General features: G+C 62.5%; 23 protein-coding genes. 12 read left to right on the top strand and 11 right to left on the bottom strand.

Features of this window, described 5'->3' with window-relative positions; all coding sequences use genetic code 11:
* Positions 1 to 47: 47 nt before the first annotated feature.
* A complete protein-coding gene (locus tag EAO79_RS01345; RefSeq protein WP_241160954.1) occupies positions 48 to 1007 on the bottom strand; it encodes a ketopantoate reductase family protein in 960 nt (319 codons plus the stop codon).
* Positions 1008 to 1058: 51 nt separating this feature from the next.
* Here EAO79_RS01345 and EAO79_RS01340 point away from each other — a divergent pair, with 51 nt between their 5' ends.
* The 3 genes from EAO79_RS01340 to EAO79_RS01330 all read left to right on the top strand — a co-directional run bounded on the left by EAO79_RS01340 (position 1059) and on the right by EAO79_RS01330 (position 3022).
* Positions 1059 to 1607, top strand: a complete 549-nt coding sequence (locus EAO79_RS01340) for a TetR/AcrR family transcriptional regulator (RefSeq protein ID WP_124767497.1) — start codon at positions 1059 to 1061, stop codon at positions 1605 to 1607.
* A gap of 181 nt (positions 1608 to 1788) precedes the next feature.
* Positions 1789 to 2316 (top strand): cytochrome C5, encoded by a 528-nt coding sequence (locus EAO79_RS01335; RefSeq protein ID WP_124767496.1) that lies wholly within the window; start codon positions 1789 to 1791, stop codon positions 2314 to 2316.
* Between the two features lie 148 nt (positions 2317 to 2464).
* A complete protein-coding gene (locus EAO79_RS01330) occupies positions 2465 to 3022 on the top strand; it encodes an OsmC family protein (protein WP_124767495.1) in 558 nt (185 codons plus the stop codon).
* 97 nt (positions 3023 to 3119) lie between these two features.
* Here EAO79_RS01330 and EAO79_RS01325 read toward each other — a convergent pair whose 3' ends face one another.
* Together EAO79_RS01325 and EAO79_RS01320 are read right to left on the bottom strand one after the other, a co-directional pair.
* Positions 3120 to 3878 (bottom strand): MmpS family transport accessory protein, encoded by a 759-nt coding sequence (locus EAO79_RS01325; protein WP_124767494.1) that lies wholly within the window; start codon positions 3876 to 3878, stop codon positions 3120 to 3122.
* Positions 3879 to 3997: 119 nt separating this feature from the next.
* On the bottom strand, positions 3998 to 4498 hold the full coding sequence (locus tag EAO79_RS01320; RefSeq protein WP_124767493.1) for a DUF2510 domain-containing protein: 501 nt from the start codon (positions 4496 to 4498) through the stop codon (positions 3998 to 4000).
* 315 nt (positions 4499 to 4813) lie between these two features.
* Between EAO79_RS01320 and EAO79_RS01315 the strand changes: the two genes are divergently transcribed.
* Positions 4814 to 6142 carry a HEPN domain-containing protein gene (locus EAO79_RS01315; RefSeq protein WP_124767492.1) on the top strand — a complete coding sequence of 443 codons (1329 nt, stop codon included), beginning with the start codon at positions 4814 to 4816 and terminating at the stop codon, positions 6140 to 6142.
* A gap of 116 nt (positions 6143 to 6258) precedes the next feature.
* Positions 6259 to 7023: a hypothetical protein gene (locus tag EAO79_RS01310; RefSeq protein WP_124767491.1), complete on the top strand. Its 765-nt coding sequence runs from the start codon at positions 6259 to 6261 to the stop codon at positions 7021 to 7023.
* A gap of 185 nt (positions 7024 to 7208) precedes the next feature.
* Here the strand turns inward: EAO79_RS01310 and EAO79_RS01305 are convergent, their stop codons facing one another.
* The 3 genes from EAO79_RS01305 to EAO79_RS01295 all read right to left on the bottom strand — a co-directional run bounded on the left by EAO79_RS01305 (position 7209) and on the right by EAO79_RS01295 (position 9279).
* Positions 7209 to 7916: an MmpS family transport accessory protein gene (locus EAO79_RS01305; protein WP_124767490.1), complete on the bottom strand. Its 708-nt coding sequence runs from the start codon at positions 7914 to 7916 to the stop codon at positions 7209 to 7211.
* A 143-nt stretch (positions 7917 to 8059) separates the two neighbouring features.
* Positions 8060 to 8482, bottom strand: a complete 423-nt coding sequence (locus EAO79_RS01300) for a nuclear transport factor 2 family protein (protein WP_124767489.1) — start codon at positions 8480 to 8482, stop codon at positions 8060 to 8062.
* Complete coding sequence (locus tag EAO79_RS01295; RefSeq protein WP_124767488.1) at positions 8473 to 9279, bottom strand: MBL fold metallo-hydrolase; 807 nt, start codon at positions 9277 to 9279, stop codon at positions 8473 to 8475. Before EAO79_RS01295 ends, EAO79_RS01300 begins: the two co-directional genes overlap by 10 nt.
* A gap of 164 nt (positions 9280 to 9443) precedes the next feature.
* Between EAO79_RS01295 and EAO79_RS01290 the strand changes: the two genes are divergently transcribed.
* Positions 9444 to 9938 carry a MarR family winged helix-turn-helix transcriptional regulator gene (locus EAO79_RS01290; RefSeq protein ID WP_124767487.1) on the top strand — a complete coding sequence of 165 codons (495 nt, stop codon included), beginning with the start codon at positions 9444 to 9446 and terminating at the stop codon, positions 9936 to 9938.
* 82 nt (positions 9939 to 10020) lie between these two features.
* Positions 10021 to 10581 carry a suppressor of fused domain protein gene (locus EAO79_RS01285; protein WP_124767486.1) on the top strand — a complete coding sequence of 187 codons (561 nt, stop codon included), beginning with the start codon at positions 10021 to 10023 and terminating at the stop codon, positions 10579 to 10581.
* A 239-nt stretch (positions 10582 to 10820) separates the two neighbouring features.
* On the opposite strand, the gene EAO79_RS01280 is transcribed toward EAO79_RS01285, so the two are convergent.
* Positions 10821 to 12671, bottom strand: a complete 1851-nt coding sequence (locus EAO79_RS01280) for a DUF262 domain-containing protein (protein ID WP_206428265.1) — start codon at positions 12669 to 12671, stop codon at positions 10821 to 10823.
* 192 nt (positions 12672 to 12863) lie between these two features.
* Between EAO79_RS01280 and EAO79_RS01275 the strand changes: the two genes are divergently transcribed.
* The 3 genes from EAO79_RS01275 (at position 12864) to EAO79_RS01265 (ending at position 15513) form a co-directional block, all read left to right on the top strand.
* On the top strand, positions 12864 to 13184 hold the full coding sequence (locus EAO79_RS01275; RefSeq protein WP_124767485.1) for a nucleotide pyrophosphohydrolase: 321 nt from the start codon (positions 12864 to 12866) through the stop codon (positions 13182 to 13184).
* Positions 13171 to 14970: a DUF2075 domain-containing protein gene (locus EAO79_RS01270; RefSeq protein ID WP_124767484.1), complete on the top strand. Its 1800-nt coding sequence runs from the start codon at positions 13171 to 13173 to the stop codon at positions 14968 to 14970. The genes EAO79_RS01275 and EAO79_RS01270 overlap by 14 nt, the downstream gene beginning before the upstream one ends.
* An 81-nt stretch (positions 14971 to 15051) precedes the next feature.
* Positions 15052 to 15513, top strand: coding sequence for a very short patch repair endonuclease (locus EAO79_RS01265; RefSeq protein ID WP_124767483.1), 462 nt, complete (start codon positions 15052 to 15054; stop codon positions 15511 to 15513).
* A gap of 15 nt (positions 15514 to 15528) precedes the next feature.
* On the opposite strand, the gene EAO79_RS01260 is transcribed toward EAO79_RS01265, so the two are convergent.
* From EAO79_RS01260 to EAO79_RS01245, 4 genes are all read right to left on the bottom strand, one after another.
* Positions 15529 to 15747 (bottom strand): DNA cytosine methyltransferase, encoded by a 219-nt coding sequence (locus EAO79_RS01260; protein ID WP_241160952.1) that lies wholly within the window; start codon positions 15745 to 15747, stop codon positions 15529 to 15531.
* A gap of 419 nt (positions 15748 to 16166) precedes the next feature.
* The gene (locus EAO79_RS01255) at positions 16167 to 16679 is read right to left on the bottom strand and encodes a hypothetical protein (protein WP_124767482.1); all 513 of its coding nucleotides are present in this window, start codon (positions 16677 to 16679) and stop codon (positions 16167 to 16169) included.
* On the bottom strand, positions 16676 to 17236 hold the full coding sequence (locus tag EAO79_RS01250; RefSeq protein WP_124767481.1) for an ImmA/IrrE family metallo-endopeptidase: 561 nt from the start codon (positions 17234 to 17236) through the stop codon (positions 16676 to 16678). Before EAO79_RS01250 ends, EAO79_RS01255 begins: the two co-directional genes overlap by 4 nt.
* Before the next feature lie 2 nt (positions 17237 to 17238).
* Positions 17239 to 18639, bottom strand: coding sequence for an ATP-binding protein (locus EAO79_RS01245; RefSeq protein WP_164486865.1), 1401 nt, complete (start codon positions 18637 to 18639; stop codon positions 17239 to 17241).
* A gap of 120 nt (positions 18640 to 18759) precedes the next feature.
* On the opposite strand from EAO79_RS01245, the gene EAO79_RS01240 reads away from it, so the two are divergent.
* Together EAO79_RS01240 and EAO79_RS01235 are read left to right on the top strand one after the other, a co-directional pair.
* Positions 18760 to 20133, top strand: a complete 1374-nt coding sequence (locus EAO79_RS01240) for a DNA cytosine methyltransferase (RefSeq protein WP_164486863.1) — start codon at positions 18760 to 18762, stop codon at positions 20131 to 20133.
* A 288-nt stretch (positions 20134 to 20421) separates the two neighbouring features.
* Positions 20422 to 20787, top strand: a complete 366-nt coding sequence (locus tag EAO79_RS01235; protein ID WP_124767478.1) for a Swt1 family HEPN domain-containing protein — start codon at positions 20422 to 20424, stop codon at positions 20785 to 20787.
* Positions 20788 to 20969 lie beyond the last annotated feature (182 nt).

Genomic DNA, 20969 nt, shown 5'->3' with positions numbered 1-20969 from the left:
TGGCGTGTGCGGCTGACAGCTGTGCCCGTCGGGAAGAGTTCAGGTTGCTAGCGTTCGAGGCGAGGGGTGCTGATGTTCAGGCGACGCGTCTCGCGCAGCGTGTCTTCGAGGACTGCTGTGGCTTCCGGTGTGTGCGGATCCGTGTGTGCTGCGAGGCTCCGGCTGGCCATCGGGATCAGCCTCGTCGCCCATGCGGAGGCCGTAGCGATCAGGCCAGGCAGCCGAAACGGCAGCGTCGCGTTGCGGTGCAATCGGAGGTCGACGCCTCGGGCCTCAAGAACGGGCAGCAGCTCACGGGTCGTCAGGAAAGCGTCGCGGAATGCTCGCCGGTCGCCCGTCATGTTCGCCAGCGACCCGCTCCGGATCGCCTGATCGAACATGCCGGCGTCGGCGATGAAGTGCAACCACAGCCATCCTCGGATGTCCTTTTCCCGCCGAACGGCGAGGCCAGCTCGCCGGAAGGCTAGGAGGACTTCCTCCTCCCTCCGGTTGGGCGAGACATCCGGCGTACCGATGATGACCGAGGGCAGCATTGCGCCACTCAGCACCCCGTCGTCCCCGAAGCCGCCGCCGCTACCAGGGAACCCGAACACGACTTGCTCGGCCGGAAGCGGCGCGACTGCGGTCAGTGGCTCCTCCCAGACGTTGCCGAACACCAACACGGTCGCGTCTCCGATGCGGGGAGCCAAGAACGCGGTCGCCTCCGCGAGACGATGGTGTCCGACGCTCAGCACGATCAGGTCGAATCCATCTGCCGGGTCGAGGGCTTCCCGAAACGGCGTCCGGAACGATTCACGAACCCGTCGACCGAACGGTTTCCGGCGAGCATCGATCCAGTCCAGCTGCACCTCGTCGCCGTACTCCGCGGCGCGCCCCGGACGCACGTAGAACTCGACGTCGTGGCCGGCCGCCTGAAACACCCGACCGTACAGCGTCGCGATCACCCCTCGGCCGAACATCAAGATGCGCAATTGGTGCCTCTTCCGTAAAATGGAGCTTGTCTCCATTTTGTGAGTATATATGGAGACGATCTCCAATTGTCAATGAGAGGTGTCGCCATGGCCGAGATCCGAGCACTGAGAGCGGACGCCCGCCGCAATCGGGACGCGATCGTGGCCGCTGCGCGTGATGTCTTCGACCGCGACGAGCAATTGCGCTTCGATGACTTCGCGGCGCGCGCCGGCGTGGGGGTTGGAACCCTCTACAGACACTTCCCTACCCGTGACGCGCTGGCCGCCGCAGTGTACGAGGGCGAGGTCGCCGCACTCTGCGACCAGGCCAACGACCCGGCGCGGTCTCCGGGGGTGAACCTCGACATGTTCCTCCGCGGATTCGTCGAGTACGTGCTCGCCCACACCGGTCTCGCCCGCGCCCTGGCAGCGACGACAGACCCTGCAGTACTGGCCGACGGCGGCATCGCAGTCGAACGTGCCGTCGCCGACCTCCTGGAGCGAGCGGCCGCCGATGGCGCCATCCGCCCCGGCACGCCTGTCGGGGCGGTCATGATCGTGCTCCACGGCATCTCGTCTACGATCGATCGTCCCCTCTGGGCGTCAGAGGCGCGCGCAGCCGTCGAACTCCTGCTCGCCGGACTCCGAGAACACTGATCGCCGCATCGCAGAGGGGGCGAACTTCACCTTTCCAGGCGACTCAACGTGCGCGGGCGTCGCCACCTGTGTTGAGTCGCCCGGAACTGTTCCAATCTCGCCCGCTTTCCGACACATCCGGGCACCTCAGCGCGACGGCACGTTCCGCCTCCGTTCACCCGGTCGCGATAGCCTGGCGCGCATGACTGCATCGCTGACTGCCCTGGCCGAAGAACTCACGCGTCGGGGCCTCGTCGCCTCGCCCGAGGTGGAGGACACCTTCGTCTACGGGCTCGCCCGCTTCGACGCGATCGACGCCGAGGTCATGCTCAACGTCGACCCCGAGCCCGAGGAGCAGGAGGGCGAGCCGGAGCCGGCGGCGCTCGCCGACTTGGCGCAGCGGGTCCTCTCGACGCCGACAGCTGAATGGAAGGTGCTGCTCGACCGGGTGGCGTCGGAGATCGAGGAGGCCGTCGAGTCGGACGAGGTCATCGAGACCGCCGACCTCCGTGACGACCTCGTGCTGCGCTCGGTGATCGTCTTCATCGACGCCGTGCTGCTCTCGTTCGATGCGCCGAAGCAGTTCCCCGACAGCTCGGTGCTCGTGCAGCTCGACGCCGACCTCGCGTTCGAGGCCGTCGAGGTCGAGCCCGACGACGACGACGAAGAGGGCGTCGAGTCGATCAAGTTCTCGACCGTCGAGGAGCTCGTGCGCCGCCTCTCGATGTGAGTGCCGCGTCGGAGTGGCGGTACCGACTGCGAGTCGCCCCGTCAGTTGCGACGTTCCCGCCCCCCCCGAGGCCGGTGCCGTCGCCTTCGTGACGAGTTGTGTCATCGGACGCTGGCCAGGAGCCGTCCACACCGCTGACACTGTCCGCATGACTCTCCTCACGAACAACCTGGCCCCCGTCCCCTCCGTCTCCGCAACCGAGCGCGCGGACCGCCTCGCCGCCGCGGGCGCCTCCTGGTCTGAGCGGATCGCTTCCGCGCCATCGAGTGCGGCGCTCACCTACCGCGTCTCCGGCTCCGGCGAGGGCTCGGTCGCGAGTGCGATCACCGCGGGCAAGCACCGCTTCCTCGTCGACGAGCCGGCCGCGCTGGCCGGTGACGATGTCGCGGCGAGCCCGGTCGAGTTCGCGCTCGGAGCGCTCATCTCCTGCCAGATCGTCGTCTACCGGCTGTACGCGAGCGCGCTGGGTATCCAGGTCGACGACATCAGCGTCGATGCCGAGGGCGACCTCGACGTGCGCAACCTCTTCGGCATCACCGATGAGGTGCGCGCGGGGTTCTCGACGATCCGGCTGAACATCAGCATCACCGGCCCCGAGACCGAGGACCGCTACCAGGAGCTGCGCGCCGCGGTCGACGCGCACTGCCCAGTGCTCGACCTGTTCCAGAACCCGACACCGGTGGAGATCACCGTTTCGAAGGGATGATCGGGGCAGAGCGGCTCATCTCGTCCGCGCGACGACAAGACCCCACGAACCGGCCGAGGCGGGTTGGTGGGGTCCTGAACGACGACGGGCGAAGTGACTACTCGTTGAGGTCCATGCTCGAGGCGGAGCACGACGCCGAGGCGTACGCGCCGGTCGAGGTGTTCTCTGCGAGCACCTTGCCGTCGACGGTGATCTTGCAGGAGATGTCACCCGCGTCGTCGGCACCGTTCATCGCCATGACGTAGAACGAGCTGTAGTCGAAGGTGCCACCGGCCTTGATGGTGAACTCCTTGGTGAAGGGGAGCGCCTGGTCGTTGGCCTGCTCGGTGCCGCTGTTGCCGTCGGTGAACGTCATGTACGTGATCGACGATGCGGCGGACGTGCCGGTCACCTCGTAGACCACGGTGACGTCGCGGTCGGCTTCAGCGGACGACTCCGCCTGCGCGGTCTTGATGCCTTCGCTCACGGCACCGGCGAACCCGGCGGTGTAGGTGATCGCGAGGATGATGCTGAGGATCATCGCGATGAGCGACAGGACCGTGCCCGCGATGGCAAGCCCCTTCGACTTGTTCTTCAGGAAGAGGGCGATGATGCCGAGCACCAGGCCGACGAAGGCGAGGAAGCCGGAGACGAAGTTCACGAACGGGATGAACGCGCCGACGAGTGCGACGACACCGATGATGAGGGCGGCGAGTCCGAGGCCGTTGCCGGTCTTCGCGGGCGGCGGCGTCGGCTGGCCGAAACCGGGCTGGCCGTAGGGTGCCTGGCCGTAGGGCTGCTGGCCCTGGGGTGCCTGGCCGTACGGCTGCTGACCGTAGGGCTCCTGCGGTGACGGAGGCTGCTCGGGGTAGGACATGGTGGTGGTGCCTTTCTGCGGTGTGGTCGGCCGGCGTGCTGGCGTCGGTCGGTGATGCGGGGAAGCGAGGGGGAGAGCGCCTGGTCAGTGCTGCGCGCGCGACCTGGGTGCCCGGCGGGTCAGTAGGGGTACGCGATGAGGCGCCGGTTGGCGGTGTCGACCTGGGACTGCATGGTGCAGAGATCGATGATCCACCACACGAAGGCGGCGAGGATCGCGACGAAGCCGATGCCGAAGACGCTCAGCGCCCAGCCGCCCCACCAGAGGGCGATGAAGCCGATGCCGGCGCCGACGTTGCCCAGATAGAACTGGTGTGCACCGAAGCCGCCGAGGAGGATCGCCAGCAGGTAGCCGGTGCCGCTCTCCTTGAATGGACGGGCATACGGGACCGGTGCCGGGTAGGGCTGATGGTTGTAGGGCATGGGCGCATACGCGGATGGAGCAGCGGGTGCTCCGTACTGCGGTGGTGCGGGAAGCATCGGCATCGGCCCGGTCGGAGCGAGCGGTGCGACGGCCGAGGTCCAGGCGGTGCCGTCCCAGTACTGCTGCTGACCGGGGCGCTGCGGGTTCGGGTACCAACCGGCCGGGATGTGTCCGGGCTGCTGCGGGACGAGCGTCATCGAGGTGCTTTCGGAGAGGGCATGCACCGGCGGAGGTTCAGCGGGCAGGCGGCGAGGTCAGGTTCACGCCGTGAGGCCCCCTGTGTGTTCAGTCTGATGTCCGCACTGTGGGGGACATCAGTCACAATGTAGGGCACGCGACCAACTTCGAAGAGGGGGTTATCCCCTGGTCTGGAAGCGGATTGGGGCGTCCCGTTCCCGCGCCGCGCTCTGGATCAAGGGCCTACCATTCACGGTGAAGCCGATCTAAGCGGGGTCACCTCAACGATGGGATCCTTATCACCGAGAGGGGAACCTCTTCGGAGGGAGAAGCGAATGCCGAACAAGCTGCCGATGGGAACGCGGCGAACCGGGGATCTGTACGACTCTTACGAGGACACGCCTGATGTGAAGGTGACTCTGGAGAGATCCGAACAGGGACTGAGCGTCACCGTCGCGTGGTCGAGCCCTGAAGTGCCATACGCTGCCTGGTTCATGAGTCGGGGCGGCTTCTTGCCGGGTACCGAACCGAAGGAGCCGAAGCCGGTGCCGCAACGCGTGGTCTTCCATGATTCCCATGGGTCAGTCTTGCTGATCCGGTGCTGGGCTCGTGGATTCCACGCCGATGCCTTTGGTCCTGGAAGCGGTACTCTCTGGGCACGCGCAGCGATCCTGGGTGTCGAAGCGGATCTGCAGTATGACCGACCGCATGGGCTGTCGAGCGAAATATCCGGACTACGTGAGTGGCTTGGCGTGACTTCCTGGTCGATAGAGCACGAGCTGGTCGATGGTGTCGGTGTTGCGCGTCTGACGTCGGTCCCACCCGCCCGAATTGAGTTGGGAGATCATTCGGGTCTTGTCTTGGAACTCACCTCGGGTTGGCAGGTCGTTCCGGATGAGGGAGGCGATCGACGGGAGCTCCTCGACCTGCTTTGGTGCACGACTCGAAGCTCGGAGCCCATGGCATGGGACGAGCATCTGCAGCTGCATAAAGCTCTACGTGACCTTCTTGTTTTGTCGAGGTGGAGAAACGAGTCGTGCGTCGTTGTCCATGCGTTTCGGCAGGATGACCCCCTGGTCACCCTGGATGGTGCGACCCACGGGGAACAGTGGAGGGAAGTCATCGTCCCCGGCGACGAGCGTGTGCCGCCGCCGTCGGGTTGGCACCCTCATCTGCTGCGATTTGAGGATCTTGGAGTAGCTGGGATCAATCATTGGATCAATCTGAGGGACCATTTCGCCCGCGCCCTGGATCCGGTCATTTCCAGCATGGATTTGCGAAATGCTACGCCTCACACACGCCTCGCGCATACCGGGCCAGGCCTTGAGGCTCTCGGATACCTCCTGGTCCTACGGGATGGTGCTACCGAGCAAAAGGCTTCGAGGATGCCTTTGAGAGCACGCTTCGAGCGGATCTTGTCGGAGGTGGGCGATTGCCTCCCATTCGACGGTTCGACTTGGGTTGAAGACGCTGTAAGTAGGTACAACGGACTCAAGCACGCCAATCGCGCGCAGCCAGATGAGGTAGACCTGCTGAACACCTGGGCTGACAGCGTCATGGTGGTGCGCACTTGGGTCGCTCTGGAGCTTGGAATCCCGAAAGCTGAGGTCACGAAGCGTCTCGTGGACGACCGGCAGCCGCGCGGATTTTCGGTCCGGAATTGACGCTCGTGGAGTCTGAAGGCTCTCTGGCTGTGGACCACAGCAACGCTGGCTGAATACTGCTTCTCCTTCCCCGCAGCACTGTGAGCTCGTGTAACGCCCCGCACTACTCTGAGCTCATGTCACGGATGCCCTCGCGAGAACAACTCCTTCCCTGGATGCTTCGATTCGTCCAGGATCAACAACACGCGGCGGGTATTCAGGTCTTGGACGAGTATGCGTGGGACTTTCGGGTGCTCGGCGGACTGATTGAGCGCGTCCGTAGGGCAGCGCTCGCATATCTCCTTCTCGAGAAGCGCGGATACAGAACTGAAGGGCGTGCTCTAGTTCGGAGTGCGCTCGAGCACGCAGTAACCGCGCAGTGGGCGTATCTGACTCACGATGGAGTGTCGCGGCTCCAGACCAGACTCCTGAACGCGCGAGCTGACTACGCGACAGGTCTTCGAGATCCCGAAGACCCTGAATGGGAAGGCTTGATCGACGGTATTCGCGCCCAAATCCCGCGCACGGCCGACGGCAAGCCGGTCACAGGCATGCCTAAGCTGACCGGAAAAGGAGGAGTGATCGCCGAGCTTGACGCTACCGGCTACCTAACGCGAGCGTATGTCGTTCTGTCACGCGCTGGTCACGTGACAGATCAGGCCGTGACCGATTACTTCGTTGATGGAGATGATGGCGTTGCGGTGGCCTCCGCACCAGCAGAAACTCATGATTTGGATGTGTTTCATACGCTTGCAACCAGCTGCTGTCTGGCGGCATGGGTACTTGCTCGTATCGAGGGCGACGAGACCGGCATGGCGTTGGCGACTGAGCAGGGACTTCTTTGGAGGTTGGACACGCACCTGCCAAGTATTCGACGCAGGTTCCCAGGTGAAGATGCCTAATTGGTCGACACGTGCCTGGGCGGTATTGGGCGCGGGTATCCGTAACAATCCGAATCAGGCGAAGCAGACCCGCCCGGTGTAAGGGTAGGACCGGCGATCCTGCGAAAATTGGACCAGCTCGATACTCGTGACTAAGCCGCTATGGCCGCTCACGTCTGACTCTATTGAACCTCCCGCAACGGGGGTCAATTGTTCTCCGTCACCCCGTCGGCACCCGACGCGGAGCACGACACCGTCGCGTACGCGCCCGTCGACGTCTGCTCGGCGACCACGTCGCCGTCGACGGTGATCTTGCAGCTCACGGACCCGGTGTCCTCCGCGCCGTTCTGCGCCTGGAGGGAGTAGGAGGCGAAGTCGTACTGATGGCCGGCCTTGACGGTCAGCTCTTTGATGAAGGGGAGCGCCTGACCGGAGGACTGCTCGGTGCTGCTGCTGCCGGCCGAGTACGTGGAGTAGGTGATGGAGGCATCGGTCGCGGTGCCGTTGACCTCGTAGACGACGGAGATCTCCTTGTTGGCGGCCTCGGAGGAATTCGCTTTGGCGGTCTTCACGGCGTCGCCGATGAGCCCGGCGAACCCGGCCGTGTACGTGATCGCGAGGATGATGCTCAGGACGATCGCGATGGCCGAGACGATCGTGCCGGCGACAGCGAAGCCCTTCTTCCGGTTCTTCAGACACAGCGCGATGATGCCAAGGACGAGGCCGACCAGACCGACGAACCCGGCGACGTAGTTGAGGATCGGGATGAACGCCCCGATGAGCGCGAACCCACCGACGATGAGTGCGGCGATGCCGAGTCCGTTGCCGCGCTTGCCGGTCTTCACCGGAGCCGGGCCGGGCACCGGCAGCGGGTAGGGCTGGTTCTGGGCGGGCGGCTGATTCGAATACGACATGCGCGTGGTGCCTCTCTGCTGCGTTGGTTCCACCGTACCGAGGTCGACGCTCTGGATCACTGCCGTCTTCGGTTCGTGGCCCAAGCCGATAGCGCAGGGGCGGGGCATGTCGGCCCCGCCCCTTCGCTTGCTGGCACCAGTCGCTACCGGCTCGCGTCGCGGACGAGTGCCGTGTCGACGAACTGCTCGAAGCGCACGATGAGCCCGCCGCGGACGACGAAGTGGTGGGCCACCCGGGCATTCAGCTCTTTACCCGTGCCGCGGTGCGTCGCCGTGTACCGCGCGAGCACCACGACGTTCTCGCCGTCGACCACGTAGGTGTCGTCGTGCGCGGTCCAGTCGGCCCAGTCCTCACCGAGTCGTTCCATCACGTTGCTCGTGACGCCCTCCGGCGTCCGGTACGTTCCGGCGAGCGGGAAGCCGGCCATCTCGGTCCACTCGACATCGGGGGCGAGGGTCGCGCGCAGTGCGTCGAGGTCGCCGGCGGCGGAGGCGAGGTACTGCCTCCGCACGACGTCGCGTGGTGCCGAGGACGGCTCGGTCGTGGTGGTGTCGTTCAGCCCCATGTCATCTCACCCATCGCGACCTTCGGGCCGATCTGCGCGGCGATGAGCATGCCCGAGGACGGGTACTGCTCGACGAGCGCCTGCGTCGCGGCAGCACCATCGGCGGACGCCGCGACGATCGCCTCGAACGCCTGCAGGTACGAGCGCGTGTAGTCGATGGCGGTCGCGTCGTTCGCCGTGTCGGGGAGGCGGTGGCCGGCGATCACGAGCTGCGGGTCGAGGGCCTGCATCTCGTCGAGGAGTTCGATCCACGCTGCGCGGAGTTCCGGCGTCGCCGTGTCTGCCGTCCACACGTGCTCCTGCTGGAAGAGGAGGACGCCACCGAGGATGGCGCGGTGCTCCGCGTTCCAGAGGTACTGGCGGTCCGGGAGGGCGGTTGACGCGCCCTTGAGCTCGAGGCGCTGGCCGTCGACGACGAGCGCGTCTCCGCTGAGCGGGGTGTGGGGGACGAGGCGGGTGGGCAGGTTGGCGCCGAGGGACGCCCAGGCCGTCAGTTTGCCTTCGAACGACGCGTTGATGTGCTCGATGACGATGGGGGCGGCGACGAGCGCCGCGTCGGGGAAGGCGTCCGCGACGACCTCGAGGCCGAAGTAAAAGTCGGGGTCGGCGTGGCTGACGAACACCGTGGTGAGTGTCTTGCCGGAGTCGAGGATGGCCGCGACGAGGCGGTGGCCGTCGGCGCGCGTGAAGCCGGCGTCGACGAGGAGTGCCTCGGTTTCGCCGGTCACGAGGACGGCGGACTTGTTCTTCGAACCCGCGGGGAAGTCGAGGTCGAAGACGTCGAAGTTGAGCGTCATGGTGGTGGATCCTTCGGTTGGACGAGGCTCGGTGCGCCCGAGTCGATGCCGCGGTGCGGCCTACTTGAGGGTGCAACAAAAGCTGACTCGTCAGCTATTCCCGATCCCTAGGCGAAGATCTCCCGACCGATCGGCGGCCTGTCCCCGGCGTCTACTGTGGAGACGTGACGACTGAGAACGAGTTCGCTTCGGCGAAAGAGGCGGCGAGTGATGCCCGCATTCTGGTGTTCGGTCGTCTGTTGGGCGCGGCGAACGGCCTCGAGTACCTGCTGGGTAAGGAGCTCGAGGAGCAGACCGGTCTCAGCCATTCGCTGTTCGAGCTGTTGCTGATCGTCGGTCGGGCCGGAGCTGGTGGGCTGTCGGTGCGGGACATCGCGCAGGCGAAGGTCGTCACCTCCGGTGGGGCGACGCGGCTCGTGCATCGCGCCGTCGAGCAGGGGCTGGTGAGCCGCCGGGCCTCTGCCGAGGATGGCCGGGTGCAGCTCATCGAGCTGACGGCGAAGGGCGAGCGGGCGGTCGTCGAGGCCGCTGGTCTGCATGCTCGGAACATCGAGCGTCTGTTGCTTTCCGTCCTGCCGGCCGAGAACCGCGCGGCTTTCGAGGAGTCGGTGAAGACGCTGAGCAAGCATGCCTCGGGGGCGCTGCCGGTGATGCCGTAGGGCGCGTCTGCTCGTCTGTGATCCGCCGGTTTCAGTGGCTGCCCTCTGGCTCGCCGAGCACTTGCTTGGCTAGGCTCGCCGCATGACTAGCGACGTCCCTCTCGTCCCGGGCGAAGACGCCTTCCCGCTCCACATCTTCGACGCCCTCGGCTTGGATCCGGTGGTGTTCAAGGAACGCATCGGTGGGTCGGTGATGGTGATCGAGAAGCGGCCCGAGAATGGGCCGGTGACGATCCTCACCTCCGGGGTGTCACGGCTCGCGACCGACTCCGGTGAGCGGATCGAGTTCGCGGTGGAGGTCGTCGACGGTCAGCAGGGTGCGGCGATGGTCGCGCTGCGCATCGTGATCAACGAGATCGCGACCAACCGACGGGTACCACCGGTGCTCGCTCCGTGGCGCAACGGAACGCCATTCCTCAACGGGACGGAGATCTCCGCGCTCCTGGTGACGCCGTCGCGCTGGGGAGCATCGTTCGACGAGATCCGGAACGAAGCCGGCCAGGTGGTCGGGCACGTACGAACGCTGCGGTTGCTCACGGACGGCGAGGCCGCCGTCGCAGGGGAGCGTGGGTGGGATGCGCTCGTCGCCGAGGTGGGGTCAGTGGATGCGTTGTTGGATGTGGAGCGGAGGGCTAGATTCTGATCCGTGCGCTCGCCGGGATCCACGGCATGTCCGATCCCTAATTCGGTGACCTCGATAGACGGATGCGGAACTGGACTCCTATGCGCCACCAAGCTCTGCTGCGCGCGCTCACGCGAATCTCCGAAGGATCCCTGCAGATTATGCCCCGCTAGTAGGGCTGCGATGGAGGCCTGCGTCATCGCCAATTGTTCGGGGCGCTGTAGCCCGAGCCCAACGGCTGCCCGCCGGATCGTCTCCAGCTACGCGCCTGCTACAGATCCAGCAACTTCTGACTTCGTTACCAACTCGATGGCGGCAACCACGTCATCCAGTCTGCGGTCGATGAAAGCCGAGTAGTCGTCGGTCAGGAACGGATCGTGATCTTCATCCGCGTCGATCAAATGGGAACCGAGGATCTCTGCAATCTCTTGTTCTCCCGCGGCATCGCGAAGAGATCCGATATACGCACTCGGAGCCTTAGAGCCGATCGCCTTATTGGTAATCGGGTCAATCAGAGCGCGGTTGAGAGCAAGTTCGGAGTTGAAGGGCAACCCCTCTTCGTCCAACTTGCCGTTCAGGAAGGCCTTAGGGAAGATATGATGAGAATCGACCTTATCGGCGCGAACCTTAGCGGCGGTCAGCTTCTTGCCTGAATGAAAATCACGCGCGCCTGAAACGACCGTGAGAGCCAGAATGCCTGCGTAAAGCGCTTTCCTTCGGGTGGTGGCAGACCTGATAGCGCCACTCGATAGCTCAAAGTCAGTTACGGCTTCGGGCGCATCTTGAGTTGAGTCGAATACCCAGTGCTTCAACTTGGCATAGTCTGCGCCTGCCTGGCTGTTTGCGCCTTGGTCGTAATTGGTTGAAAATACGGTGCACCAAAAGAACTGCTTCAGGCGGCCCAGGACGTTGATTTGATCTGGCCCCTTGATCTTCGATACTTCATCCCAAACTGCAGCCAGAGGGACCAGGACCATGGAGTACGGAAGTAGTTTCGGTGAGACAACGCCGCACTCGTCCTGCACGAGTTCGAGCACTCTGGCGAACCCTCGAACCACGGGCTCCCAGTGAGCCTTCACGTCCGACGCTGTGAGTTTCCGAAGGACATCACTGCGCTGTGCGGAATTGTGCGCTCTCAACGTAATGGCCTGAAGGATGCTATAGGCGTCGATGGAGAACTCGCGCAGGATCTCGTAATCCGCAATTGCTGCATCCCACAAGTCGCGTAGGTGAACACTCTCTGGATAATAGCGCGCAGTTAGAAGCTCGAAAGGGCCAAGTGGCTTTCCGGTGCTGTTCAGGGTTTCGAATACTGTCGCAACAGCTTCGATGCGCGTGTTGCTTGGAAGGGTCACGACCGGGAAGCCATATGACCGAAGGGGAGACAAGTAGGCATCGCGGAATGCCCGCAGTAGCGACTTCGTCGTCTTTCTGTCCATCGTGCTTGCGTGATGATCGGCATAGTCATCGAGCCACTCATCGAACTGCTTGTGTTCAGAGACTGCCAAGATGTGTTTTGAGATACGATCTGATCGTTCAGTAAGAGCCTTCTCGTCTTTGCTGTCCGATGTATGCCAGAAAATCGCTTTCTCAAAGTCGACGTCCTGTGGATCCTTCAGTGCGCCCTGGGGGTGTGTAGGCGAGGGGAACGTAAGAAAATCGGGGATGGACAGGTAGAATCTCTCGTCACCAATGCCATTGAGTGCCCTGTAAAGTGATGTAAGGCGTTGTTGCCCGTCCAGAACCAGCTCTTGCGGTGGGGTGGTCTTCTCGGGAGCGCCTTCGACTTCACGCCAGCCGAACATCTCGTTGTCGGAGCCTCTAGCCCAGAACAAGAATGTTCCAGCCGGAAAGCGGGACATCATGGAGCGTAGTAGTGTTGCGGTTCGTCTTGGTTCCCACGTGAAGTCCCGCTGAAAGTCGGGTATCGCGAGCGATCCAGCATGAATCCGTTGGAGTAGGTAGTCAACATGCTGCGGAGTCGCTTGGAAAACAGGATCGGCGTCGTACGCTCCAGCAGTCATGTCGTGTGCTCCAAGCCCTTCAGGTCGTAATTGGTCTTCGGAGATAGTGAACCACACCTGATGGATTATGGCGTTGATCCGCTGCATGAGGCGACAGCCTCGCGGCTCTGGGCGACGTGAAAAGATGTCGAGTGGCTGGTGGTCATGGTTCCACCTATGCATGGAGGCTCGCGAAATTGCTAGGTAGCTGTTCAGGCTCGGCTGCTTCAGCAGCCTGTGGGATACTGTCGCTGGAGCAGGGGCCGGTGGTTGGCTGATTGTCACTGGTAGATTCATGCCATGGCGGACCCCTCACTGCGCGACGAGCTCGCCGTTTTCGTGGCCGAGCGTGACTGGGCGCAGTTCCATACGCCGGAGAACCTTGCGAAGAGCATCTCCATCGAGGCAGCCGAGCTCCTCGAGTGCTTCCAGTGGGAACCCGATGCCGACGACGATCGCGTGCGCGACGAATTGGCCGATGTCCTCACCTACTGCTTGTTGTTGACGGATCGGCTCGGTCTCGATGCGGAGACCATCGTCCGCGACAAGCTCGCACGTACGCGGGAGAAATACCCGGTGGAGAAGGCGCGGGGGCGGTCTGCGAAGTATGACAAACTTTGAGATCACGAGTCTCGACTTCACGTCGACCGAGGTAAAGCTCTGGGCGGCGGGTGATCGGCGGTTCAGCGACTGGCCTGTCGTGTATCTGTTGGATGGGCCGGTCGGATCGTCCAAGGTTCCTTCGGCCTCGCGACGGAGGCGGGTCGGAGCCGCCGCCGAGCGTGATGTCTATGTCGGTGAGTCGCTCAACGTCGCCGCGCGTATGCGCCAGCACTTCGAGTCCACGGCGAAGGAACATCTCACCGGCCTTAGGGTGATCGTGGATGAGACATTCAACAAGTCGGTTTGTCTTGATCTCGAATCCTTCCTGATCCGCATGCTCGCCGGGGACGGTGCCTACCAGGTGCTCAATCGCAATGACGGCATCGTCGACGCCAACTATTTCGATCGCGACCGCTACCGCGAGTCCTTCGAGGACGTCTTCGATCGACTCAGGGCGGATGGTGTCTTCACTCGATCCCTTCCCGAGATCGAGAACAGTGACCTCTTCAAGCTGTCGCCGTTCAAAGCGCTCACACCTGATCAGACCATCGCTGTCGAAGGCGTGCTCGAGGGGCTCTTCGAAGACCTCTCCCGGTCGCAACGAAGTACGACCGTCGTTCAAGGCGATCCCGGCACCGGCAAGACGGTCGTCGCGATCTACTTGCTGAAACTGATCGCTGACATCCGAGGATCAGCGGCCCTCGACGAACCTGACGATGACACGCTCTTCTCGTCGTTCTTCACCGAGCGTCACCGCGAGCTGCTGCAGGGTTTCAAGGTCGGGATCGTCGTCCCGCAACAGTCATTGCGCGCTTCGATCAAGGAGGTGTTCCGCAAGACGCCTGGCCTGCACCCGGACATGGTGATGACCGCTTTCGATGTCGGGGCATCCGACGAGGAATTCGACCTCCTTGTCGTCGATGAGGCGCACCGGCTCAATCGGCGTGCGAACCAACCATCCGCGGCACAGAACAAACAGTTCCGCGAAATCACTACCAAGTTGTTCGGTGCGGACGACAAGTCGAAGACGCAACTCGACTGGATCATCGAGAAGAGCGCGCACCAGATCTTCCTGCTCGACGCCGGACAGAGTGTCCGTCCCGCGGACGTTCCCGCTGAGCACCTGCACCAGCTGGTCGCCAGAGCGCAGTCTGCTGATCGATACGCGGGCCTCGCCTCGCAGATGCGTGTGCGCGCGGGGTCGGGTTACGTGGACTACGTCAGGAACATCCTCGGAAACCAGGTGGAGATCGAGTTGGCGCCGGACTTCGGCGAGTACGACCTCAGGTTGTTCGACGATCTCGCTGAGATGCGAGAGGAGATCCGCAAGCGGGACGCGGAGTTCGGACTCGCGCGAATGGTCGCGGGCTACGCCTGGGAGTGGAAGACGAAGAACGACAAGGAGGCGTTCGACATCGTGATCGGTGACGTCTCCATGCGCTGGAACGGAACGCAGACCGACTGGATCGCGTCATCGAAGGCCCTCGAGGAAGTCGGCTCGATCCACACCGTTCAGGGATACGACCTGAACTACGCAGGAGTGATCATCGGACCAGACCTGCGGTACGACGCTGAGACGAACCGTATCGTCTTCCACCGAGAGTCCTACTTCGACAAGAAGGGCAAGGAGAACAACCCGGCTCTCGGCCTGACCTACTCGGACAACGATCTGCTGCGCTACGTCACGAACATCTACACGGTGCTGCTGACGCGCGGTATACGCGGTACGTACGTCTACGTGAGCGATCCTCCGCTAAGGGCCCATCTGGCGCGCGTCATCTCCGGCTATCTGGTGCCACCGTGAACATCGCGGTGACAGTGTGGCCAGTGCCCGGCCTGTGAGTAGACAAATGACGATGTATGCCCTTTCAGCTACCTTCTGAGTATGGAGGCGGAGAGTTGGGCAACCACCGCGGGCACACGCCGGAGCATGCGGAGCAATCGGGGGCGTGACACGAAGCCCGAGATCGCGGTGCGACGGATGGTCCACGCCCAAGGCCTGCGATACCGAGTCAGCGCGCGGCCGGAACCGGATCTCCGACGAACAGCTGACCTATTGTTCACCCGTGCTCGCGTCGCTGTTTTCATAGACGGCTGCTACTGGCACGGATGTCCGGTCCATTACACCGCGCCCGTTGCGAATGGTCGCTTCTGGGCCGAGAAGGTGGCACGCAATCGGGAGCGGGACGGTGAAACCACAGCAGTACTGAAGTCACGTGATTGGACGGTGCTCCGCTTCTGGGAACACGAATCGGCCCAGCTGGTGGCAGATGAAATCGTGGCCACTGTCCGGAACAGGCGGGCTGAACATTCCGGCAGTACTCGACGAGCTACCAAAGGGCGGTGAAGTGACTCGGGCGGATCAGAGGTGATCCGCAAGCACAGACGCGACTGCTTGGCCGAGAGGAATGGGCACGGCGTTTCCGATCTGCCGAGCGATGGCGGTCTTCGATCCCACGAACTTGTGGTCGTCAGCGAACCCCTGGAGCACGGCGGCCTCGTAGTGGGTGATCTCACGGTCGGCAGACGGGTGCAGGTAGCGACCCTTTTCCGGCTTGAAGAACTCCGTGCGGATTGTCATCGAAGGACGGTCGACTCGCAGTCGCCCCATCACGTCACCTGAGCCCGACTTGTGCTTCTTCACGCAGACGGCGAGCAACTAATCCGCAAGGCCGAAATGGCTGCAACAAGCGGGGGCGGCCGCGAACCGGGCATCGGGCAGCTCCCACTCGCGCCGTCCAGAATGGAGGCCATTTGAGGTCAACGGGCCGGCAACTACTTTGCCGGCGAACGCCGTCCTGTCGGTGCAGGGACGGTCGCCCCGTCTGTTCTGATCAGGGTCTCGGACAACGTTTCGCCCACCGTACGGTGACGGCTGTCAGAACTTCAGTCGGTACCGCATGAGTTTTGGAAGGCCGATTGTCGTCCTCCGACAGGCCGTCGGCGGAGGACGCAGATTCGTGCTGCCGAGCGGATCGGGAGCTTCAGGAATAACTCCCGCTAGCCACTCCTTCTTCTCTTCTTCTGCTTCGGGCGTGCCTGATCCGATTTTCTTTTCGTACGATCTGGGAACAAATTGCGCGCAACTATAGCGACAATACCAATTACCTCCACGACGGAAGCTGAGAGCCAGGCAATCAGCACAGTGTCTGACGGATTGGGTGTAGCTAGGAGAACGTAATGAGCCAGGAAAGCATCGGCCACCAATAGCTGCAAAATAACCGCCGAGATAGCCACCCAGGCCATTAGCCGTTTCAAGCCAACGTCCTGCTCGCGTGCGCGAAGCTTGAGCGTAGCCTTCCTTGCTTCTCGTTCGGCTGGCTGCAATTCCACAGTTGCTCGTGGTCGTCGACGCCATCGAGGCCTCAGATCTGTAATCGGCTGGGCATCCTGAATCCCAGCGGCCTGCGCGAAGGCTCCCTCGTCGACCTGGGTTGCGTCCTCAGGCCCTTCTTCCTGGTCCTCCGGTTCGCGCAAGATGTCGACATCTATCGAAGCCTCTGGCTCGCTCATGCGAGCCCAAGGCTTGTCAGGCGAACGTCAACCGCAGCTGGGGAGACACCGAAAACACGAGCCAACCGCGACGGGCTCTCCGCCTGTGCCCAGAGGGCTCGCACCGCAGCGGCAGGCATGAGCAGTTCGGCTGCAAACTGATTCGCCCAAACCTCCTCCGGGTTTCGCCCCGTCCGAGCCTCCAGATCGCGGCTGTCCACATACCCAATACGCTCACCCTTGGTGATGCCACGCCTGCGAAGGTGCCCGAGCTCATGTGCACAGGTGAACCGCTGGCGTTTTTCGGCATCACCGGCATTGAGGTAGATGGTCGCTGCCTCGTCCTGCGGTTCCTTGACTAATAGGCCGGAAACATCGTCCTCCAAAGTCGCTCGGAGCACTCTTGCACCCATCCTCTGGGCGATCAAAACCGGGTCCACCGGGAAGTCGACTGTGCCGCTGCCGTTTGCCCAAAAATCGCTGAGGACGTCGAGCGCGGCCTGGCGAGGAGTCAAGTTCCGATCACTCCTGTCCAGCGATTGCTTTCGCTTCTGGTGCTCATTAGTTTTAGCGGACATCGCTACAACTCCACGTTCGCCGCATGATATGCATCGAAGGACTGGCGTCCGATTTCGGCGGCGTTGTTCATTCCCAGAGCAGAGGCGAGTTCATCGAAGTTTCGGACCAAAACGGTGTACTGGATCTTCTTCCAAGCCTCGGCCAGTTCGGGATTCGCTGCAGGATAAACTGCGCCGACAGAAGTGCCGCTCCGCAGATCCTCGATGGACATAGAGAATTCGACTTCTAGCAGAGAGCTTGCGTTCACGGGTATTGCAGAACGAATGGCGTCCAATGTAGGCGTGACCATGTCATCTGTGGCAAGCCGGCGTTCACCCTTTGCCTGATTCAGTAGATCGATCACCCCACGAGCCGACGAAATCATCCGTTCCAATACCTGGTGCCAGATCGGGCTGTCGGGATCTACGGTCGTCTTCATCGTGTTCCACGGAATGGCGGCTGCGTTGCTGGCGGTCATGTAAACGAATCCGCGGAAGCGTGCGTACTGGTTGTGGTACTGAGGGATTTTGGTGCGCCCAGAGCCCCAGCCGGTGAGTCGAGTCTTATCGTTGGCGAGCAACAGACGTCCGTTACCGAATACAAGCCAACCGGCGTCCGCGGCTGGACGGGACTGTTCCTCCGGTTCCGCGTCTTCGTCAACGCCGTTGGATCCCGAAGGGGCTACGCCTACTACGATTCGGACCGAAAGCTCTCCCGCTCCGGGTGTCGCGACTACAAATGAGCTCTTCGCGGGGCGCAAGAGATCACTCGTTGCGACCATGGAGTCTGCAGCAGTGAGGGGACTCCCGTTGAGGGTGATTCGAAGACCGTTGCCCATGGCGAGACGATGCCTCGAGCGGAGTTCTTCAGCCAGTTCGTCGAGAAAGGTCTGTGACGAGAAGGCATCCCTGACCTGCGGGTAGAGGCCATCGACAATGATGGTCGTCCCCGGTTGCTGGTCGAACGTTCCATGAATGGTCATTGGCAAGGTCCAGGTGTGCTCGTCGCTCATCCAAGTATTGGTGTTCACGTCCACGGTAAAGCAATCTTCCATCGTTGTAGATTCGACAACGAAGGCCGAGCCCATCTTGAATAACGCACGCTTCATGCCAACGCCGAACTGACCGATCGACTCGGGAGATGGATCGATGCCGTCGGGGCGCCCGATTCGAAAGACATATTCCCGAGCATTCGCCGCACCGATACCGGCGCAATTGTCCTCTATCGAGAATTCGCTAGCTGACGCCACAACCGCGACGCTCAGGCCGTCGAGCCTTCCATCGGGGCGCATTTCGTTGGCGCTGTCTATCGAATTGTCGACGAGGTCCATGATCGCTGCCGTGATTGAGATATCACGCGTTAGAATTTCAATGAAGAACCTCTTGGTTGGACTGCCGTCTATCAACTCGAGTACATCTGTCATCTTCGGTTCCCCCCAATTTCGTGCTCGTCTTCGAGCTCCATGCGAGTCTAGTTGTGGGCAGCCCCGATGATGTGCGATCGTTACCTGGTGAATGCCCCGATCGAACGTACCCGTCGCCCCGTGGTCGTAGACCTCTTCGCTGGGGCTGGCGGGCTCAGCCTTGGCTTCGAGATGGCGGGCTTCGACGTCGTTGCCGCTGTTGAGTATGACCCAGTCCATGCGGCAACCCACGCTTACAACTTCCCCAACGCACCCGTGATCTGCCGGGATGTCAGGCGGGTGGAGGCGCTCGATCTCCTTGCAGCAGCGCAGGAGGGGTGGAAGGCGCACAATCCTGAAGGAGAGTGGGACGGGGTCATCGATGTGGTTGTGGGTGGCCCATCGTGTCAAGGGTTCTCGTCGATGGGAAAGCAGGATGTCGACGATGATCGGAACGAGCTTGTTAGTGAGTTCGTGCGTCTCGTTGAGGGCCTATCGCCTCGCGCCTTCGTGATGGAGAACGTGCCGGGAATCCTGGCACCGCAGTTCGCGTCGCTCGTTGATGACGCCATTCGTCGTTTTGTCGCCGCTGGATATACTCTTCGGGACCACTCGCAGCCCTTGGATGCTACTGAATATGGTGTTCCTCAGCGACGGAAGCGCGTATTCATAGTCGGTGTTGCTCCTGGTTATGAACTGGTTCCAATTGCGAAGACTGGGTCCGAAGTGGTTACGGTCGCCGACGCTCTCATTGGGCTTCCATCGCTAAGTGGACGGACGCGATCTGATGGCGAGTTGCTAGAGATGAATAGAGAGCAGTCGGCTCGGTATTCAGAGAGTCTGACGACGCCTTATCTCCAAACTCTCACGGACATGGCGCCTGCTCGTCTAGGCGAAACCGATGGTGTACTAAGCGGCTATCTAGTGACTGCGCACTCGGCTGAGTCGGCCAGACGCTTCGCGCTGGTGCCGCAGGGAGGTACGGATCAGGTCTCGCGGTTGTGGAGGCTCGACGAACATCGACCGTCCCGAACGTTACGTGCGGGAACAGGAAGTGAACGTGGCTCATTCAGCGCCGCGCGCCCGCTGCACCCTTCGGAGCCACGTGTCATCACGGTTCGCGAGGCCGCCCGACTGCACTCATTTCCGGACTGGTTCCGCTTTCATGGCACAAACTGGCATGCCCATCGACAGATCGGTAACGCTGTACCGCCACTCCTGGCTAAAGCGGTTGCGGAGTCCGTCAGGTCATCCCTGGGGGAGCAGTTCGTTTTACGAACTTGCACCGAGATGAATGCAGAACGGGATGAGCGTCTATTGGTCATGACTTCTTCGGAAGCGAAGCTCTACTTTGAAGCTGGAGACGACGATATTCCGGCGAAGCGTAACAGGGTCCGCCATGCCACCGCGCCGCTGTTGGCGACCCCGATGGTCGACCCCGTAGACGCTGGCATCGTGTTGAACCGAACGCCCATCTCCACATCGCTCGGGATGGCTGTCTCCGCTCAGCTATGAACGCATCTAGTTGGCGTAGGACGCCCAGAGTCGAAGCTGCGGCATCCTCGTGCTGCCGTTTGTAATTTCGAAAGAAGGTGGCGGTCATTTGTAGTCATGGTGCTCGCCGTCGGCTCGTGTAGTTTTGAGGCCGCGCTAGGGGTGCCTAGTTGACGACAGCCGGCCAGCCTGGTGTCGGGCGCGAGATTCAATGCGAGTTACGGCCGCGGCCTTGCAATCTCGCAGTTGTGGTCAGAGGTACGTCCGTCGCACCGCTCAGCCCGCACCACCCCGATGAAAGGCCCGCACGTGGACGCTTCTGAACTCAACTCCGCCGTCGGCCAGGGGCTCGAGCTGCTTGGGTCGGGCCTTCGCCCGCTTGTGGAAGGCGCCTTCGCTGAGGTCGTGCCCGGGGTCGAGTGGACGCGGATCCTTGAGGAGAAGGACCGTGCAGCCGGGGGTGGCCACGGGCGGTACTCGGTTACCGACGTGCCGCTCATGCTTCGGGCGATGACCGAGCGGATCGGGGAGCTGGGGTACCCGTTCGACCGCGTGCTGTCGCGGAGCGCTCGCGGGTATGCGAGTGAGCTTCGGGAGGTTCGGAACGCCTGGGCCCACAACGCAGGGTTCACGGAGCAGTCGGCCTATCGGGCGTTGGATTCGATGCAGTTGTAGTTGGAGAGCGTTGGGGCTGCGGAGCAGGCTGCGGCTGTGGGGGAGTTGAAGGGGCGGGTGTTGCGACCTTCGACAGGCTCAGGGACCGAAGGAGTGGGGTCAGAGACCGAGACGGGTGTGTTGACGAAGACGGCGAGCGAAGACGAGATGGGCCCTTCGACAGACTCAGGGACCGAGAGGGT

The sequence above is a fragment of the Plantibacter sp. PA-3-X8 genome (genome assembly GCF_003856975.1).
Classification (GTDB): domain Bacteria; phylum Actinomycetota; class Actinomycetes; order Actinomycetales; family Microbacteriaceae; genus Plantibacter; species Plantibacter auratus.
This window is presented reverse-complemented; position numbering and strand designations above follow the sequence as displayed.

What these genes read in the sequence shown, in the direction of transcription:
- EAO79_RS01345 (WP_241160954.1), bottom strand. Translation starts at nt 1,007, where the DNA reads ATGGAGACAAGCTCCATTTTACGGAAGAGGCACCAATTGCGCATCTTG.
- EAO79_RS01340 (WP_124767497.1), top strand. Translation starts at nt 1,059, where the DNA reads ATGGCCGAGATCCGAGCACTGAGAGCGGACGCCCGCCGCAATCGGGAC.
- EAO79_RS01335 (WP_124767496.1), top strand. Translation starts at nt 1,789, where the DNA reads ATGACTGCATCGCTGACTGCCCTGGCCGAAGAACTCACGCGTCGGGGC.
- EAO79_RS01330 (WP_124767495.1), top strand. Translation starts at nt 2,465, where the DNA reads ATGACTCTCCTCACGAACAACCTGGCCCCCGTCCCCTCCGTCTCCGCA.
- EAO79_RS01325 (WP_124767494.1), bottom strand. Translation starts at nt 3,878, where the DNA reads ATGTCCTACCCCGAGCAGCCTCCGTCACCGCAGGAGCCCTACGGTCAG.
- EAO79_RS01320 (WP_124767493.1), bottom strand. Translation starts at nt 4,498, where the DNA reads ATGACGCTCGTCCCGCAGCAGCCCGGACACATCCCGGCCGGTTGGTAC.
- EAO79_RS01315 (WP_124767492.1), top strand. Translation starts at nt 4,814, where the DNA reads ATGCCGAACAAGCTGCCGATGGGAACGCGGCGAACCGGGGATCTGTAC.
- EAO79_RS01310 (WP_124767491.1), top strand. Translation starts at nt 6,259, where the DNA reads ATGTCACGGATGCCCTCGCGAGAACAACTCCTTCCCTGGATGCTTCGA.
- EAO79_RS01305 (WP_124767490.1), bottom strand. Translation starts at nt 7,916, where the DNA reads ATGTCGTATTCGAATCAGCCGCCCGCCCAGAACCAGCCCTACCCGCTG.
- EAO79_RS01300 (WP_124767489.1), bottom strand. Translation starts at nt 8,482, where the DNA reads ATGGGGCTGAACGACACCACCACGACCGAGCCGTCCTCGGCACCACGC.
- EAO79_RS01295 (WP_124767488.1), bottom strand. Translation starts at nt 9,279, where the DNA reads ATGACGCTCAACTTCGACGTCTTCGACCTCGACTTCCCCGCGGGTTCG.
- EAO79_RS01285 (WP_124767486.1), top strand. Translation starts at nt 10,021, where the DNA reads ATGACTAGCGACGTCCCTCTCGTCCCGGGCGAAGACGCCTTCCCGCTC.
- EAO79_RS01280 (WP_206428265.1), bottom strand. Translation starts at nt 12,671, where the DNA reads ATGCAGCGGATCAACGCCATAATCCATCAGGTGTGGTTCACTATCTCC.
- EAO79_RS01275 (WP_124767485.1), top strand. Translation starts at nt 12,864, where the DNA reads ATGGCGGACCCCTCACTGCGCGACGAGCTCGCCGTTTTCGTGGCCGAG.
- EAO79_RS01270 (WP_124767484.1), top strand. Translation starts at nt 13,171, where the DNA reads ATGACAAACTTTGAGATCACGAGTCTCGACTTCACGTCGACCGAGGTA.
- EAO79_RS01265 (WP_124767483.1), top strand. Translation starts at nt 15,052, where the DNA reads ATGGAGGCGGAGAGTTGGGCAACCACCGCGGGCACACGCCGGAGCATG.
- EAO79_RS01260 (WP_241160952.1), bottom strand. Translation starts at nt 15,747, where the DNA reads ATGACAATCCGCACGGAGTTCTTCAAGCCGGAAAAGGGTCGCTACCTG.
- EAO79_RS01255 (WP_124767482.1), bottom strand. Translation starts at nt 16,679, where the DNA reads ATGAGCGAGCCAGAGGCTTCGATAGATGTCGACATCTTGCGCGAACCG.
- EAO79_RS01250 (WP_124767481.1), bottom strand. Translation starts at nt 17,236, where the DNA reads ATGTCCGCTAAAACTAATGAGCACCAGAAGCGAAAGCAATCGCTGGAC.
- EAO79_RS01245 (WP_164486865.1), bottom strand. Translation starts at nt 18,639, where the DNA reads ATGACAGATGTACTCGAGTTGATAGACGGCAGTCCAACCAAGAGGTTC.